The organism is Breoghania sp. (assembly GCF_963674635.1).
Lineage (GTDB): Bacteria > Pseudomonadota > Alphaproteobacteria > Rhizobiales > Stappiaceae > Breoghania.
Genome location: NZ_OY771475.1, coordinates 708,449 through 724,129, shown reverse-complemented (window position 1 = coordinate 724,129; position 15,681 = coordinate 708,449). Strand labels below are relative to the sequence as shown.

The 15,681-nt window shown below is 57.7% G+C and carries 12 protein-coding genes and 1 pseudogene; 4 read left to right on the top strand and 9 right to left on the bottom strand.

Going from position 1 to position 15,681, the window contains the following annotated elements; genetic code table 11:
- Nucleotides 1–370 precede the first annotated feature (370 nt).
- A complete protein-coding gene (locus tag ABGM93_RS03195) occupies nt 371–1,357 on the top strand; it encodes an ATP-grasp domain-containing protein (RefSeq protein WP_321503435.1) in 987 nt (328 codons plus the stop codon).
- On the opposite strand, the gene ABGM93_RS03190 is transcribed toward ABGM93_RS03195, so the two are convergent.
- From ABGM93_RS03190 to ABGM93_RS03160, 7 genes and pseudogenes are all read right to left on the bottom strand, one after another.
- Nucleotides 1,312–2,301, bottom strand: coding sequence for a Rieske 2Fe-2S domain-containing protein (locus ABGM93_RS03190; RefSeq protein ID WP_321503432.1), 990 nt, complete (start codon nt 2,299–2,301; stop codon nt 1,312–1,314). The genes ABGM93_RS03195 and ABGM93_RS03190 overlap by 46 nt on opposite strands.
- On the bottom strand, nt 2,298–3,434 hold the full coding sequence (locus ABGM93_RS03185) for a GNAT family N-acetyltransferase (RefSeq protein ID WP_321503430.1): 1,137 nt from the start codon (nt 3,432–3,434) through the stop codon (nt 2,298–2,300). Before ABGM93_RS03185 ends, ABGM93_RS03190 begins: the two co-directional genes overlap by 4 nt.
- Nucleotides 3,431–4,705 (bottom strand): F390 synthetase-related protein, encoded by a 1,275-nt coding sequence (locus ABGM93_RS03180; protein ID WP_321503428.1) that lies wholly within the window; start codon nt 4,703–4,705, stop codon nt 3,431–3,433. The genes ABGM93_RS03185 and ABGM93_RS03180 overlap by 4 nt, the downstream gene beginning before the upstream one ends.
- Complete coding sequence (locus ABGM93_RS03175; RefSeq protein ID WP_321503426.1) at nt 4,702–5,532, bottom strand: MBL fold metallo-hydrolase; 831 nt, start codon at nt 5,530–5,532, stop codon at nt 4,702–4,704. The genes ABGM93_RS03180 and ABGM93_RS03175 overlap by 4 nt, the downstream gene beginning before the upstream one ends.
- The gene (locus ABGM93_RS03170) at nt 5,529–6,515 is read right to left on the bottom strand and encodes an NAD(P)-dependent oxidoreductase (protein WP_321503424.1); all 987 of its coding nucleotides are present in this window, start codon (nt 6,513–6,515) and stop codon (nt 5,529–5,531) included. The genes ABGM93_RS03175 and ABGM93_RS03170 overlap by 4 nt, the downstream gene beginning before the upstream one ends.
- Nucleotides 6,516–6,519: 4 nt before the next feature.
- Nucleotides 6,520–7,581 (bottom strand): 3-oxoacyl-[acyl-carrier-protein] synthase III C-terminal domain-containing protein, encoded by a 1,062-nt coding sequence (locus ABGM93_RS03165; RefSeq protein WP_321503422.1) that lies wholly within the window; start codon nt 7,579–7,581, stop codon nt 6,520–6,522.
- Nucleotides 7,582–7,795: pseudogene (locus tag ABGM93_RS03160) on the bottom strand (transposase); the annotation flags it as partial.
- Nucleotides 7,796–8,327: 532 nt separating this feature from the next.
- Between ABGM93_RS03160 and torT the strand changes: the two are divergent.
- The gene (torT, locus tag ABGM93_RS03155) at nt 8,328–9,557 is read left to right on the top strand and encodes a TMAO reductase system periplasmic protein TorT (protein WP_321503420.1); all 1,230 of its coding nucleotides are present in this window, start codon (nt 8,328–8,330) and stop codon (nt 9,555–9,557) included.
- Nucleotides 9,558–9,619: 62 nt separating this feature from the next.
- Nucleotides 9,620–11,761, top strand: coding sequence for a methyl-accepting chemotaxis protein (locus ABGM93_RS03150; protein ID WP_321503419.1), 2,142 nt, complete (start codon nt 9,620–9,622; stop codon nt 11,759–11,761).
- Between the two features lie 99 nt (nt 11,762–11,860).
- On the opposite strand, the gene ABGM93_RS03145 is transcribed toward ABGM93_RS03150, so the two are convergent.
- Nucleotides 11,861–12,349 carry a DUF1566 domain-containing protein gene (locus ABGM93_RS03145; protein WP_321503416.1) on the bottom strand — a complete coding sequence of 163 codons (489 nt, stop codon included), beginning with the start codon at nt 12,347–12,349 and terminating at the stop codon, nt 11,861–11,863.
- Between the two features lie 470 nt (nt 12,350–12,819).
- Here ABGM93_RS03145 and ABGM93_RS03140 point away from each other — a divergent pair, with 470 nt between their 5' ends.
- Nucleotides 12,820–15,021, top strand: coding sequence for a methyl-accepting chemotaxis protein (locus ABGM93_RS03140; protein ID WP_321503415.1), 2,202 nt, complete (start codon nt 12,820–12,822; stop codon nt 15,019–15,021).
- A 224-nt stretch (nt 15,022–15,245) separates the two neighbouring features.
- On the opposite strand, the gene ABGM93_RS03135 is transcribed toward ABGM93_RS03140, so the two are convergent.
- Entirely contained in the window at nt 15,246–15,644 is a 399-nt protein-coding gene (locus ABGM93_RS03135; RefSeq protein ID WP_319773435.1) for a rhodanese-like domain-containing protein, read from the bottom strand.
- Nucleotides 15,645–15,681: the final 37 nt, after the last annotated feature.

Genomic DNA, 15,681 nt, shown 5'->3' with positions numbered 1-15,681 from the left:
CCTGCTCGCCCCCCCCAACGCCGCCCATCAATTTCAGATTGGTGCCAGACCTTTGCAGCGCGAAACTGTGCCTCGGTCTTCGGTGGCATTGACACTAACAAGTTGGGTGCGTTTCCCATATCATCTCATAGAATTCTGAATGCGCTCCCGGCAACACGTGACAACTTCAGCTGAAAACATACTCATTACCGGCGCGCGGGCACCAGCCGCGCTGCATCTGGCCCGCCTGTTTCATTCGGCCGGCCACAGGATAGTTCTGGCCGACAGCCTGAGCTGGCCTCTGGCACGGTCAAGCCGTGCCTGCACGGCGTATTCCCGACTGCCAAAGCCAAAAGACGAACCGGCAAACTATGCCGAAAGGCTTGCCGACTTGCTTCAGAGCCAGCGCATTTCCCTGGTCGTACCGACATGCGAGGAGATCTTTTATCTGGGGGAGATCTGGCGCGATCGTGCCATGCCAGCCCGGCTGTTTGCCCCGCATCTCGATCTTGTGGCGGCCGCGCACAACAAATTCCAATTCATCGAAATGGTTAGGGCGATGGGCTTGAGAGCGCCCGAAACCAGGCTTCTGGTCTCACGCGCTGACCTTGAGGAGTTAGGCAGACAGACGACAGATCTCGTCTTCAAGCCGGTCTGGTCGCGCTTTGCAAGCCACACACTGTTGCGCCCGCATTATACGGATCTCCTCCACGTTCAGCCAACGTCGTCATCCCCCTGGGTTGCACAGAGCTTCATCGACGGCGACGAGATCAGCGTCTATGCCATTGCGGTCGAAGGCAGGCTCAAGGCGGCTGCGTTCTATCGCTCACTGTACCGGGCCGGAAAGGGTGCGGGGATTTGCTTCGAGATGGTCACCGCACCGGCTGCCCGAGGTTTTGTGGAGACATTCGCGGAAAAAACCGGCTGGACCGGCCAGCTATCGTTTGATCTCATGTGCGATACTGACGGTACGGTCTGGCCGCTGGAATGCAATCCGCGGGCGACCAGCGGCGTCCACTTCTTTCACCAGCCAGCTGCCTTCATCGCCGCATGTCTGGGGGCCGCAGACGAGGTGAAACCGGATATCGAAGGCATGCAAGGCTCCCGCCTCGCCATGTGGATCTACGGGCTCCCGCAAGCCTTCAGGCGAAAACAGCTTGGTGCCTTCTTTCGGGATCTGCGGCGTATGGATGATATTTTCACTTGGGACGGCGACAACCTGAGCGCCAGCGCCCAATGGAAGGCCTTTGCGGAAATCATCGGAATAGCTTTCCGCGAGCGCATCTCCCCCCAGCAGGCTGCAACCCGCGACATCGAGTGGAACGGCCCGGCTCAGAGCTCGATGGAGGCTCTGCGCGATACTTCCATCGCCGAATGAGGCTCTCCCTTCAGGATAGCCTCGATATCCTTGCGTAGAAAGTCCAGCGGACCGATCACTGGGCGGGCATCCGGCGTGAAGCGACTATTCAAGCTGGCCGAACGCAGAACACGCCGGTCCTGGTTGAGCGCGACGGAGAATAGCGGTTTGAAGGCAAGGGCCATAAGATGGCCGAGGCCACCTTTGCGGGGCCCCATGAGCCAGCCGATACCTTCGACCGTTTCCGCATCGGCCCGGCGAAGATGGAAGGTTGTTGCCAAAGCCAATCCTTTCGGCCCCCAGTATTCCAGCTCGGCTATTCCCGGAGCCCGGAACCGACCAACGGTTCTGGTCCGCTCGCCTTCGAGCAACTTGCTGACGATGCCTTCCTGTCGATTTTCGCCGATGTAGTCCGCCTGGATCCAGCCCTCACCTCCGGTGATTTCAACTGTCACCTTGTGACGTTTCGCGCTCAGTCCGCGCAACAGGTTCTTGTGCGTGAAGTGGGTATGGGTGGCATCGAGGATGTTCTCCGCAGCGTCCAGAACCGTTGACTGGGTCGAACTGCGCACACGGCGCACGACCACATCCTGACCTTCCATGCAATGTACATAGGGGGGCTGCGCCGGGCTGCCGGCCGAGACAAAGATCGCGCCTTCCCGCTCCATCGTGCGATAGGTCTGCGTCCTGTAGACAGGCAGTTTGCCGATGTGACCCGGAATGGCGGTGCATCGACCGTCCCCATTGAACCGCCAGCCGTGATAGGGGCATTCGATGTCTCCGTCGACGACCCTCCCCTCCGAAAGCGCGACCAGACGATGGGGGCAGCGATCCGGCAGGGCTGCCACCCCGTCACGCCCCCGGAACAGGACGATCGGAACGCCATTGAGGAAAATGCGCTTAGGTTTGCGCCCAACATCGGCCGACAGGGCGACGGCGGCCCATTGATCCTTGAATTGGCTCATAGTTCAAACTTTCTAAGGAGGGGAATACCGATGGTCCGAAGGGCGATTTCCATGATCGCTGTCGCAAGGCGCATGCGCAACGGCAAGTGGCGGATATAAACCGCTGTGAACTCGATGACTGGAACGGCCCCGCGTCGCCGCTTGAAGTCGGCGGCCCCGGCGCTGACGTTGAAGAAGGCGCCGGTTCTCCGCGCTTCTGCCTGAGCCATGGCCATGACCATCCGGTAAAGGCCTTCTGTCTTCGGCAGGCTTGTGTCGTAGCCCACAATCGGCTGGGTCAATGTCCGCCCATTCAGGAACGTCCCGCTCACCGCAACCAGTTTTCCCGTGCTGTCACGCAATCCGGCCAGGCGGAGAAGTCCTGCCTCGTGCATACGCCGGATATAGGTTGCGGTGTATTGAGGGTTTAGCGGGGTGTATTTGACGAGATAAAGCATCTCATAGAGGCGAGCGCAGCGTGGATAATCTTCCTCAAGGAAATCGCCATTGCCAGCATACTGAAAATGCGTCCGTTTAAGACGGTTGGTATCGGCCCGCATGTTCTTCAAGCCTGCTGCCTTGTCCGCATCGGCCACAAGATAGATCTGCCGGGCGGGCAGAATCCTGAATCCCTCCTGTCTCAGAGCTACCAAGCTCGCCTCGTCGGCGAGCTCGTTGAGCGAGCGGAGCACGATGGCGTGGGTCGGATACACTTGAGTCAATTCGCTTCTGATCTGCCGCACCGTATCGCGGTCCAGGTCGGGAACCGGATTGGTTGAAAACAGCCAGTTGTTCAGCTGGACCTGCCGGTCAAGCCCGCTGGCGCGGACGAGCGGGGCAAGTCCTGAAATCAGCCTGCATATCGCTTTCTGTAACCTTGGAAAGCCGCCAAAATTACGGGTTTCATCGAGAGCGTAGTCGATATAGGCCGCAGCGGGGCTGCAAATGTAGCAAGTCGGAGTGCCATCATTCACTGTCAGCGGAAACGCATTTCCGGCAATTTCAACGCTTTTCAGCTGAGTTTCCAGGTTGGCGATCAGCTCTTGGCAGGCATAGTCTTGAAACAGTTGCACCAGAGCCGCAACCTGCCCCGGATCATTGGCGACCCGCTTCTGGCCTGAGTGCCCGGTATGCTCGTCATCGGGCAGGCTCACCGAGACACCTGCGCATCGACAAGCCGGCATTCGACCCGGCGCAGCTTGCGCCCAGTCTCCAACTCAAGCAGACGCTGCAAGAGAACGACATTCACCTTGGCACCCCGCCCCTCCAGAAGCGCCTGGAGTGAACGAAGAGCTGCCGAAGCCGCCTCCTCAGGCAGATCAGGCGCCAGCGACACCTCGATGCAGTCCGTAGCGGTCTGAACGATCCGGAAATCGGTTATGCGAGGATCGGCATTCAACACGGCATTGCGCAAAACATCTGGCGTCACCATCACCGGTCCGGTGGGCGAGGCAAGACGGAAGATGTCGTCCTGACGGCCGACAATTTCCGTGACGTGCCGAAGGGGGGAGCCGCAGGGACACGATTGCGGCGACAGGCGAAGCAGATCGTTCATCCGGTAGCGAGCCATGATCTGGACATTACGCCTGAACGTGCTCACCAGGGGCGAGACCAGCCCCTTCCCTACCGGCTCGAACTCGAAATGGACGGAGTCCTCGGCCAGATGCAGATTGCCATGACGGCATGTGACTGCAAACAGACCTTCCGTTGCCATGTAGATCTGCTCCAGCCGCAGGCCAAAGAAGGCCTCGACGGGGGAGCGGTCGACCGGGTCCAGGGTTTCGGCCGCAGAGAAAATCCGCTGCGGGCGAATGGAACTCTTTTCCTCCGCGAGATATCGCAGGACTTTCGGAGGGGCGACGACAACGGTTGGCGCGAAACCTTCCAGCTCCCCACGCAGCTGGTGCGGAGCGGTCGTGAGGTTGAAGAAGGCGAGATCCAGAACCCGCGAGCGGGCCGCGTTATCATAGAGGCCGGTGTTCTGGGGCAGGAGGATCGCCACCCGGGGCCGTTTCAACAGCATGTCCGGGATCGTCTTGGCAAGGATCGATCCAAGCCAGGCATTGCTTTCCTGCCGGGAGACGACAAATACCCCGCGGTTGCCGCTGGTTCCCGTGCTTGCGCCAACCGTATGCCCATCAATCTGGAAGGATCCCTGTGCCAGGGTTGAGCGGATTTCCTGCGCCGTCAGTCCAAATTGATTGAACTGCTCAAACCGAGCCATTTGCATCGCCTTGTCGACGACGGGCAACTGATCCAGTGAGAGGGCCGATCCAGCATAGAATGAAACCCTCGGCACATCGCGGGCAAGCCATCGCATGATCGCCCTGTGTTGCAAGCGCTCGAACCGTTGCCGATCCAATGACTTGCGCGACAGCCAAAGCGTCCGGATGAAGGATGCAATCACCTCCGCCGAAGCGCTCATGGGACACCTCCCTTACCGTCGGAATCATGGTGTGTCATTGCTGGATCATGGCATAGCAAAACATCGACGCCTTGTTTTTCAAGCCCTTGGAGTAATCGTGTGGTGTCAGCCTGAGCGCCAGCGTCATGGGCAATGAGGCTTGCAGGAAAGCCGGGGCGCCGGTTGCTGCTCAATGCGGCGTGAACCCACTGTGCGTCGACCGCGTAGAACAAGGGGGGATCCTGACGCGGAAAAAGGATGCCGAAATGCCCCGCCGCATGCCCCGGCAAGTCAACGGCGATCATGCTGCCGTCTCCCAACAGATCCTTGCCTGAGAATCCGTAGCGCTGACAATCGACCCCGGCGCAATCGGCGAGTGGCTCAAGTCGCCGGCTGAAATCGGGCGGGATCAATTCGGAAAAGACACCATGGCGCAGCTGACCCACTCGCGAACATGAAGCAATCCGGCGCCAGGCGTCCGCGTCAGCGATGAACCTTGCGTTCGGAAAGAGCTGCAATCCGGAAACGTGATCGGCATGAAAATGGGTCAGAACCACGAGATTGACATCGGCGGGCGAAAGACTGAACCGGCGCAAAAAGACCTCCGGTTGATTTTCGGGAACCAACCGGGGGGAAAGAACGGATCCGTAAAGCCGAAGCGCCAGTGAGCGCTGGCCAGCATGGAGGGCATGTGCCGTATAGCCGGTATCGATGAGAACGGGGCCCTTGTCGGGGTGCAGGCAAAGACCGTATCGCACCCGTAGATCTATGGGACGCCATTTTCCCTTGCGGACTACAATCCTCTCCGGAACCCTGACATGGGCGCTGTTGGCAAAAACCGGTGTCACGGCCCTGCCCCCGGCTGGAAAGTCCTCTCCAGTCCTTCCGCGAAGCCGATCTCGGGGCGCCACCCCAGCAAGGTCCGTGCTTTCGTGATGTCGAGGCTCTGGGCAAAGGCAAATAACCCAAGGCCGTAACGTGTAACCGGTGGCTCGGGCGCCCTCGGCAGCATGAGACAAGCGCGTTCCAACATGGCCGCTGCCATGAGCGCAGGTGTGAAGGGCATGGGCTTCCAGCGCGGAGTGATCCCGGCACGCCGGCAGGCGGCATCGGCGACCTCCCGGATCGGCAGGACCTCCCCGCCGGAAATATTCAGGACCTCGCCATTCACTGCGGCTGGAGCATTGAGGGCGCAGAGAACGGCCGAGACCACATCGTCTACGTAGGTCAGGTCCGTGCGTGCGGCGCCCTTTCGGAACAAGGGCAAGGGCCCCTTGTTTGCTGCATGAATGAGGCGGGGCACAAGGGCCGTATCGCCCCGGCCATAGATACCACGCGGCCTGAGGACAATCGGGCCAATGTCATTGGCGGCCAAAACGATCTTCTCGGCCTCCCGCTTGGTTCGCGCATAGGGCGTGAAAGGCTTCGGCAGAACACCGTCTTCGCGCACACCAAGCTGGTCGGCGCACGTGAAGTAAACCGACGGGCTGGAGATGAGAACGAAGCGTCGGACCTCTTGCTGCCTGGCGAAAGTTACCAGATTGCTGGTGGCTTCGACGTTGGCCCTCTGGAAATCCCGAAGTCTGCCGAAGGGGGCCGAAAGAGCCGCACAGTGAATGATCGCGTCGATCTTTCCTGACCTCGGACCAAAGTCCGGCTCGAAACCGAGGCTGAGGTCACCACGCATGACGGTGTGACCAGCGGCCTCCAGAGCCTCGCATTTGCGGCCGTCGCGCCCATGGGCCAGAACGGAACGCCCTTGCCTTGCAAGGCGCTCGACCACATGACCACCGAGAAAGCCCGTGGCGCCGGTCACCAGAACGTTCGCCACCTCGTCAGACCTCCAATGCCATGGCGCCAAAGGAGACCCCTGCGGAGGTTCCAAGGAAAAGCACCCTGGATCCGGTTTGGATGCGCCCGGCTTTGCGGGCAATATCGAGCGCAAAGGGAATGGAGGCCGCAATCTGGTTGCCGTGACTGCGCGTGATGTCGATCATTTGCTCCGCACTGACCCCCACCTGCCGCGCCATATGCTCCAGTGCAAAGGGACTGGCCTGATGCGGGATGACCAGATCGACGTCGCTCAGCGTCCAGCCGGCCTCATCCAGAACCTTGGCGACGAACGCTGCGAAATGGCGCCTGCTGAGACGAAAAAGCGCCGAGCCATCCATCGAGAAAACGGCGTTTCGGGCGAAGTCCTCGTTTTGTTTACGAAAATCGAAGCGGGTCCCTCCAGCGCCAATGGAACAGGCTTCATAGGCGGAAGGGAAACTCGTCATGAGGCTTGCGCGGATGCGGCTCGCAAGAGGCCCGGATGCGCGTCGGAGAAGGACGGCACCGGCTCCGTCCCCGAAAAGGGCTGCCGTTTCCGGATGATCGTCCCAAGGCAAGGCACGCGAGGCGATTTCCGAAGCGACCACCAACGCCGTCTGATACCGGCCCGCTGATAAAAGATGTGCCGCGGTCTCAAGCGCAGTGAGAAAACTGAGGCAGGTGCTGTTGACGTCAAATGCCGCTGCCTGGCCATCCGGGATACCGATTTCCCGCATGATCAGCGGCGCCATCGCAGGCAAGGGCTGGTAGGGGATTGCTGAACCGGACAGGACCAGTTCAACCTGATCCACCGGAAGCCCAGCGTCTTCGATTGCCGCTCGCGCGGCCGCGACAGCAAGATCAATCTGCGTTTCTTGCTCACAGACATAACGCTGCGCAACTCCGGTCCGCATTTCAAGCGTGCCGACATTTTGCCCAAGCTGGCGATCAATTTCCGAAGAGGGCAGGATTCGGTTGGGAAGACTGCTCCCAGTCCCGCCAAGGTCTATAAACATACATATACCTGTTAATGACGTGCTCCCCGATTGTAGACCACCCGGCCCGGGGATTTCCCGGGGTGACACTCACCGCGGACCGGATGCGCCGGAGCCATTCATGAGCGATATCGGAGGCATGTTGCCGATGGCTTGGTGAGCGCAAACCTCATTGTAATCTCTACGCTATTCCTTCCATCTTCTGACGTGCATCGTCAAGCGTCAGGAACCAGTGCGGGTTCAGGCATTCAAGCCGGAACGTCCCGTTGAACGGATCGATACACGCGGTGTCCGAGGGCTCGCCCGCTGAGATGCGACGCCATTCAAAGCCGCGATCCTGCTGCCACTCTCACCTCACACCGGCGTCAAGGTCGTTGCGGTTGTCGCTTAAGCTGCATTTCCGGCAAAGATCAGCGACAGGCAAGCCCACCTGATGCCCCTTCAAAAGGCCAGTGATCTGCCTATCGGAAAACCTGGGCCCTCTCATCGCTTGTCGCTGCCGCCGGGGCGCAGGGCATGCTCAAAACGCGGACAACAAAGGCAAGCCGGTTTGCTGTGTTACGCGAACCGGCCGGATACCATCGTCCCCGGCCGAATACCATCGCCCTTACCAGCCCCGGCCCGACACGCATCACAACCTCTTCCAGCTTCGTGAGAATTCCAATTGGCTAATGTCGCCAGCCTTCCATCTGTGATGGTGCGTTTTCCTGACAATAAGGCGGCCCCACTCAGTGCAGAAGGTCGCCTCAACACCCTACTCACTGCACCTCGCAGACCCTCCTGCCCGAACATAACGCCCCAGCGCCACCTCCCCTAAGGTTTTATAGTTTTCCCATTTGTATATTTTCGTATTTCGGCCCTTCATTACTTTTTTGTCTCTTCTTTTTTACGCGTCTTTTATATTTTTACCGAATTCTCGACGCGCTATCCGTGTATTACATAGATTTTGCTACGTATTGACTCGAATAGTCAAAGCAGACAATGGCGTCAGGACAACTGAGGGACAGAAAGACATGCTCAAAGGGACTATATTGGCGGCTGGGATTGCCGCATTTTCAATCTCCGCTGCGGTCGGGCAGACATGGAACGTCGACAAGTGGACGCCTCCCTATGATTTCACCAACCCGCCACAAGATGCCGCTTATGCCGCGCTCGAAAAGGCTTCCAAGAAGTGGAAGCTTTGCGTCATCTTCCCGCATCTGAAAGACCCCTATTGGGTCGCGACAAACCACGGTGTCGTTGCGCATGCGCAGAAAATCGGCGTGGCCCTCGATCTTTACGAGGCGGGCGGATATCCCAACCTGGAAAAGCAAAAGCAGCAACTGCTGGACTGCGCCAACGGAGACTATGACGCGATTCTGTTGGGCACGGTCTCGTTCGACCAGATGACGCCAACGGTCGTCGAGGCGGCCAAGAAGAAGCCCGTTTTTGCGACCGTGAATGCGATCATGCCCGATGGAATATCGGGAATGGCCGCGGTCGATTGGCATGACATGGGCCGCGCTGCCGGTCGCTATTTCTCGGAAAAATATCCCGCGGGATCGGCCTCCGCCAAAGTGGCCTGGCTGCCAGGACCGGAAGCTGCAGGATGGGTGAAGTTCACGGACAAGGGCTTCCGCGAAGTCGTCAAGGACTCGTCCATCGAACTGGTAACCGTCAAGTTCGGCGATACGGGCAAGGAAATTCAACAAAAGCTCGTTGAAGACGTTCTCGACGAACATCCTGACGTCGACTACATCGCCGGAAACGCGGTCGCGATTGAAGTCGCGATGAGTGTGCTGCGCCAAAGAGACCTGAAAGACAAGGTGAAGCTGGTCTCGGACTATTTCACCCCCGCCATTTATCGCGGAATTCGTCGTGGCCTGATCTCAAGCGCGCCGACCGACAGCGCGGCGCTGCAGGGGATGATCTCGGTCGACCAGGCCGTGCGGTTCCTTGAAGGTTCCGTCGAAGCCGACCACGTTGGCCCCGCGATTTTCAACGTCAACAAAGACAATGCGCAATCTTTCGCGCTGGAAGAATCGCTTGCCCCCTCCGACTTCACGCCGACATTCAAAGTCGACTGAGCCGTCATGAAAATTAAGGAGCGTGACACACGCTCCTTTTTTCCAAACAATTTGGGGTACACATGAAGGGTCTTACCGTAAAAACCGGCCTCCTGACGGCATTTGGCATCGTCACAGCAATGGTGCTCGTCTCATCGGCAACAGGAATGTTTGCACTGCGATCCATGAACAAGGAGCAGGCATCCGTCCTCGACGTCGACATGCCCTCCTCTGAGGCGGCTAAAGACCTCTATGTGAACGGCATCTTGCTCACCAACATGACCGGCATGCTGGATCAGGCACAAAACCTTGAACAGGTCTCAAGCATTGAAGCGTCTCTTCAAGACACGATTCAAAAGGAGAGCGATGCCTTGAACAAGCTGCGGGCACTTGGCGCCCGTCAAGACGAAACCTCCAAATTGGCTTCGGAAATTGAAGCATTGACCGGAAAGCTGAAAACCTACAGCGAACTCACCAAAACGCGCATAACCTACAGCAATGACAGCCTACTCGTCGAAGACAAGATCAAATCGAATGCGAAAGATCTGATCATACTCTCTGAAACGCTCGTCGCAAATTCGAAGTCCAGCGTCACAAACTCTGTTTCGACGTTATATGACATCGTTGAAGACAGCAGCAAAATAGGCTCTGTTTTTGACACTCTCGACGATCTGCTGGATATCAAACTGTTTTACTCGGACGCCATGACAAGCTTCAAGGCGAATGCTCTCGCTGTGGAGCGCAGTATTGGTCTGGTCAAGAACGCGCGATCTCTTGACGGGATTGAGCAAGCCCATGCCGAGTTTGAACAATTGCTTATAGCTCTGGGTCGCAACGCAGAAAAAATTGATGATCCGAACCGGAAAACGCAAGCTCTGGAAACGCTGTCTACGATCAAGCGCCTGATGGACAAGGGAAACGAGGAGAGCTTTTACTCCATCTATGTCAATATAATCAAAACCAAAAACGAGATGGATGTCCTTGAGGCGGAATTGCAAAAGAGCACCAAGGAACTTGAAGAAGCCGTTCTGCAAACTGTAGAGACATCCAAGGACAACATCGCGGCCGCCAAATCGGACATGACGCAACTGACGTCATTTGCTTTCACGTTGATGGTAGCCCTGTCCATCGCATCGGTGGCCCTTTCCGCATCGATCGGCATTTTCTATGTCGAAAGGCGTGTCATTCGGCGGCTGGTGGCGCTGAACCACACCACCCTTGCTTTGTCGCAAGGCGATTTGGAGGCCCCTGTGCCGCAAGTCAGTCGTGACGAAATCGGCCAGATGGCGTCTGCCTTGCAGGTCTTCAAGGACAATGCGCGTGAAGCCGAGATCCTGCGGCAACGGCAGGTGGAGGCAAACGAGGTTGAGCAGAAACGGCAAAATGCCATTTCCAATCTCATTTCCAGCTTTGAGAGCAACGTCGCGAACTTGATGGAGCAAGCGCAAAATACCGCGAACAGTCTGCGCGAAACGGCCGATGGGCTTGGAGACGTCGCCCGAATGACGACGGAAAAATCCAGCAGTGCATTTGGTTCGTCTGAAGAAGCCGCCAAGAACGTTCAGGCGGTCGCGGCAGCGGCTGAGGAACTGTCGCAATCAATCAATGAAATACAGCACCAAATCAAGACGACGGGTGACGTCATCCTCCAGGCCGACCAAGACGTAACCACGGCCAATGAAGAAATCATCGGGCTGGCGAAGACCGTTGAACGTGTCGGTGACGTGGTGAATATCATTACCGACATCGCGGAGCAAACGAACCTCCTCGCGCTCAACGCCACGATCGAGGCCGCTCGCGCAGGCGAAGCCGGCAAGGGATTTGCCGTGGTCGCCACGGAGGTCAAGGCGCTGGCAGATCAGACATCAAAGGCGACAAGTGAAATTGCCGAACAGATATCCGCGATCCAGGGCTCTACCGGCAACGCGGTTGCTGCGATCGAAAAGATCTCTGCGACCATGAATTCCGTGCGCGACTATTCTGCGTCGATCGCCCTGTCTGCGGAACAGCAAAGCTCGGCGACAACCGAAATTTCGCGAAATGTTCAGGAGGCGGCGCGAGGCACCACGATCGTTGCCTCGAACATTCAAAATGTGTCGGAATCGGCTGAGGAAACGAAACAGTCCTCAGAACTTGTGAAGTCCGCTTCACTCGAAGTTTCGACGACAGCGGATGAGATAAACAAGAATATCAATGAATTTCTCAAGTCGGTACGTGCGGCTTGAGAAACACCGCTACAACGGGGGCGGGCGGAATGCCCCGCCCCCGTTGTAGCGGGAAAACGCCATCGATCATGAGCGCGCGGGCGCCTGCGATACCGCGGGCTATTTGACGAGCAACACCGACAGCCGGAACCCTTGGCTGTGCATATCGACAAAGCCATTGGTAAAATCAAAGAAGTAATACGCATCGGGAATTGCTTCCGTCGAGGTCCAGAATGTGGCGCCTTCCCCGAAGTCGGACGCCGAGATTGCTGGAAAGACGGTCGTGTCGATCCAGAAATCGCCGCAGGTTTCTGAAAGAAGCGTTCCAAGTTCCATCGCCGTGGGAACGCGCCAGCCCTTGCCTTGCTTTTTTGCGTAATCCAAAGCGTCATTCACACTAAGGCCAAGCACCTCGCCCGCGCACTGCCTTGTCTCCTGGCTCCATGTCATGCCCGCGGCACATCGCTTCCAGGTCAAACCGCTGCTTTTGTCGGTTGCCTCATCTCCGCGCAGGTGAAACCCAGATCCATTACCTTTAACGCAAGCCGCATGCACGGAAAACGGAAGTATTGAAGCGAGAAAAGCAACAAGAATAACTCTTGACCGCATGTGACTTTACATTCCTGAATGAACTTTGATCGAGATCGGGTGCCGTGAAATAAGGATCAATAAGGTGTTTTTATGACGCCGAGCCCGGCCGGAGATCTCGACGGAAGGCCCCGCCGCTTTCTGATATGCGCCTCATAGGCCGGCGACGGGCAGATCTGAAAAATGAGGCGCCTTCTTCCAGCCCAATACCCCCGGCTCCATCCGCACAGGCACGTCTTCCATCGCCTCGCAGCCTGCCCCGGAACGCGTGTCTACGCAGTTTCCGCATTCCAATATTTCGTTATGTTACTTTTCACGATATACTACCCACTACAAGTAACGTTATCGTATTTTTAATTCGGACAAGAAATCATTTATTAATACTTCCAGTAAAGTAATGCTAGTCGCCACTCACTTGAGACAATGGCGACGGAATACGGAAACCTCCGCTTAGTACCGACACCTCCACGTAATGCCCGAAAGGTTCGAAAATGAAGAGCCATAACTTCATTCGTCTCGGCAGTATTCAATCCAAGATAGCTGTATTTTCAATCTTTTGTATCGCCCTCACCGTTGTCTCATTGGTAGTAACATCACTGTTTTTCTCACGCGATACGAACGAATATGTCGGGAAAACCGCTACGGATATTATCGGAGGACAGATCGAAGAGCGCCTGCTGAATGAGGCCGGCCTCCAAGCGGGTGTCATCAAGTCGAGGCTGAGCGTCGGCATCCAGACCGCACGCAACATGGCGACGACCTTTTCGGAACTGGCGTCGGCGAGCAAGGGCTTGCCGCCTGAGATCCGTCGCGAGAAATTCAATGGTATCCTGCGTCATACCGTTGAGGAAAACAGCACGATCAACGGCACCTATTCGGCCTGGGAGCCCAACGCCCTTGACGGCAACGACGCGGCCTATCGCAACCGCGCCGATATCGGCTCCGACGATACGGGGCGGTTCCTCCCCTACTGGACCAAAGACGCTTCAGGCAAGGCGGTGGTGCAGGCCCTTGTGGAGTACGAAGAAACGTCCATGGCGTCATACGGTTTGCAGAAGGGGGCGTGGTATCTTGATCCGCGTTCAACCGGCAAGGAACGCGTCATCGGCCCGCTGACCTATCTCGATCAGGGCAAGCTGGTATCACTGGCCACGTTTGCCGTTCCTGTCATGATCGACGGCAAATTTCACGGCATTACCGGTGCCAATTTCAATCTGAACTTCGTTCAAAACCTGGTCTCCAGCGTCGATGCCGATCTGTTTGGCGGCAAGGGAAGCGTGATCATCATCAACGACACCGGACTGATCGTTGCCTATAGCGATGATGCCGACCTCATTGGCAAGAAGGTCGACACAGCGCAAACAAGCTGGTCGCAGCGCGTCGGTTCAATCGACCGGGACAAGCCAACCGTCATCGACGACAGTACGTTCGAGATGGTCGACATCTTTGCGCCGATCGTCCTCAGTGAAGATAACACGCCGTGGACGATCGTGATCTCCGTGCCCAAGGCAGTGGCGCTTGCGGATGTCCATCAATTGCAGGACAAGCTCACTGAGCGTTCCCGGTTCGCAACCCTCTGGCTGATCATTCTCGGAATTGTCGTCGGCGTGGCTGCCACTTTCATCATGTTCCTTGCCGCACGCGGCATTGCCAAGCCGATTGTCACCATAACAAACTCCATGAAGAAGCTGGCAGGGCATGATACGTCGGCCGAAATCCCCTATCAGGAACGGACTGACGAAGTCGGGGATATGGCCGTCGCCGTGCAAGTGTTCAAAGACAACATGATCAAGGCCGATGAGCTCACCCATGCCGCCGCGGATGAAACGAAGCGTCGGGAAGAACGGGCACAGCGCATCGCGGCTCTGACGCAGAATTTCGATGTCGATGCCAGTGAGTTGCTGGCCGCCACCTCCGCTGCTTCGAGAGAAATGGAAAGCACGGCGAACGCACTCTCCGGCATTGCCAACAACACCAACCAAAGAGCGACATCGGTTGCCAGCGCCGCCGAACAGGCCGCAGCAAACGTTCAGACAGTTGCCAGCGCGACGGAAGAACTCACGAGTTCCATTGCGGAGATCAGCAGACAGGTGACCCAGTCATCGGAGATTGCAGGGGGCGCCGTATCTCAGGCAGAACAGACGGATCGGCAGATCCAGGGTCTTGCCACCGCTTCTCAGAAGATCGGCGATGTGGTCAATCTGATTTCCGCCATTGCCGAACAAACCAACCTGCTGGCCCTCAACGCGACGATCGAGGCTGCCAGAGCTGGCGATGCCGGCAAGGGGTTTGCGGTTGTCGCCGCCGAAGTGAAGGAACTCGCAAGCCAAACCACCAAGGCAACCGAGGAAATCAGCCTGCAGATCGGCACCGTTCAGCTTGAGACGGATGAAGCGGTGAAAGCGATCCAGGAGATCGGAAAAACGATCGGCGAGATGAATGTGATCGCCGCGAGTATTGCGGATGCCGTTGAACAGCAGTCTTCGGCCACCGGTGAAATCGCGCGCAATGTCGAGCAGGCCGCTCGCGGCACCCAGGAAGTGACCGAGAACATCCTGGCCGTGTCGCAGTCAGCCAGCGAAACGGGAACGGCTGCAACCCAGGTTACAGGCACCGCTGGTGAACTCAGCAGCAAGTCAGAACAGCTCAGAGCGCAAGTGGAGCGGTTCCTGGCAGAAGTTCGGGCTGCCTGAGGCCCCGGTCGCAGGCTGATTGTGTCCCCCCTTCGCGAGGGCTTGTTGCCAAAAGCGGCGGAGGCAGACACGACCTTCTGAAGCCTTGCGAAAAACGAGCTGCCCTTCTGCCCGCATGTGCACCTGCCATGCGGGCAGAATTGTTTCATGCTTGCCTTGCAACTCTTCAGCCGAACAGACAATGCGGAGAACGGTTCAGGGCATGCGCCGCAGACTGCGCACGATTACGCGGGACCGGCCGCCAATTCGAACCCTTCATCGATCCAGCCAGTGATGCCGCCTGCCATGATCTTTACCGGGCGACCAAGTTCCGCCAGCCGCAGTGCGGCGCGGGCCGCGGCGTTGCAGTGCGGGCCGGCACAATAGGTGACAAACAGGGTCTCCTGCGGCCACCTTGCCATCTTGGAGCGGATGATCTTGCCATGCGGCAGGTTGATCGCTCCCGGCACGTGGCCCTTTTCAAAAAGAGCCGGACTGCGCACATCCAGAAGCACGAAGCCGGGCTCGCCCTCCAGCGCCTCATGCACATCCCAGCAATCAGCCTCGAAGGTGAATTCGGCGGCAAAATGCTCTCTGGCAAGGTCGCTCGGCGCGGCGGGAACAGCGGTTACGTTGTTGATCATGAAGGTCTCCTTTCCCTGCCTTTGTCGCCGTCCGGAC

Coding starts and splice junctions, on each gene's coding strand:
- ABGM93_RS03145 (WP_321503416.1), bottom strand. CDS start 12,349: ATGCGGTCAAGAGTTATTCTTGTTGCTTTTCTCGCTTCAATACTTCCG.
- ABGM93_RS03140 (WP_321503415.1), top strand. CDS start 12,820: ATGAAGAGCCATAACTTCATTCGTCTCGGCAGTATTCAATCCAAGATA.
- ABGM93_RS03190 (WP_321503432.1), bottom strand. CDS start 2,301: ATGAGCCAATTCAAGGATCAATGGGCCGCCGTCGCCCTGTCGGCCGAT.
- ABGM93_RS03180 (WP_321503428.1), bottom strand. CDS start 4,705: ATGAGCGCTTCGGCGGAGGTGATTGCATCCTTCATCCGGACGCTTTGG.
- ABGM93_RS03150 (WP_321503419.1), top strand. CDS start 9,620: ATGAAGGGTCTTACCGTAAAAACCGGCCTCCTGACGGCATTTGGCATC.
- ABGM93_RS03135 (WP_319773435.1), bottom strand. CDS start 15,644: ATGATCAACAACGTAACCGCTGTTCCCGCCGCGCCGAGCGACCTTGCC.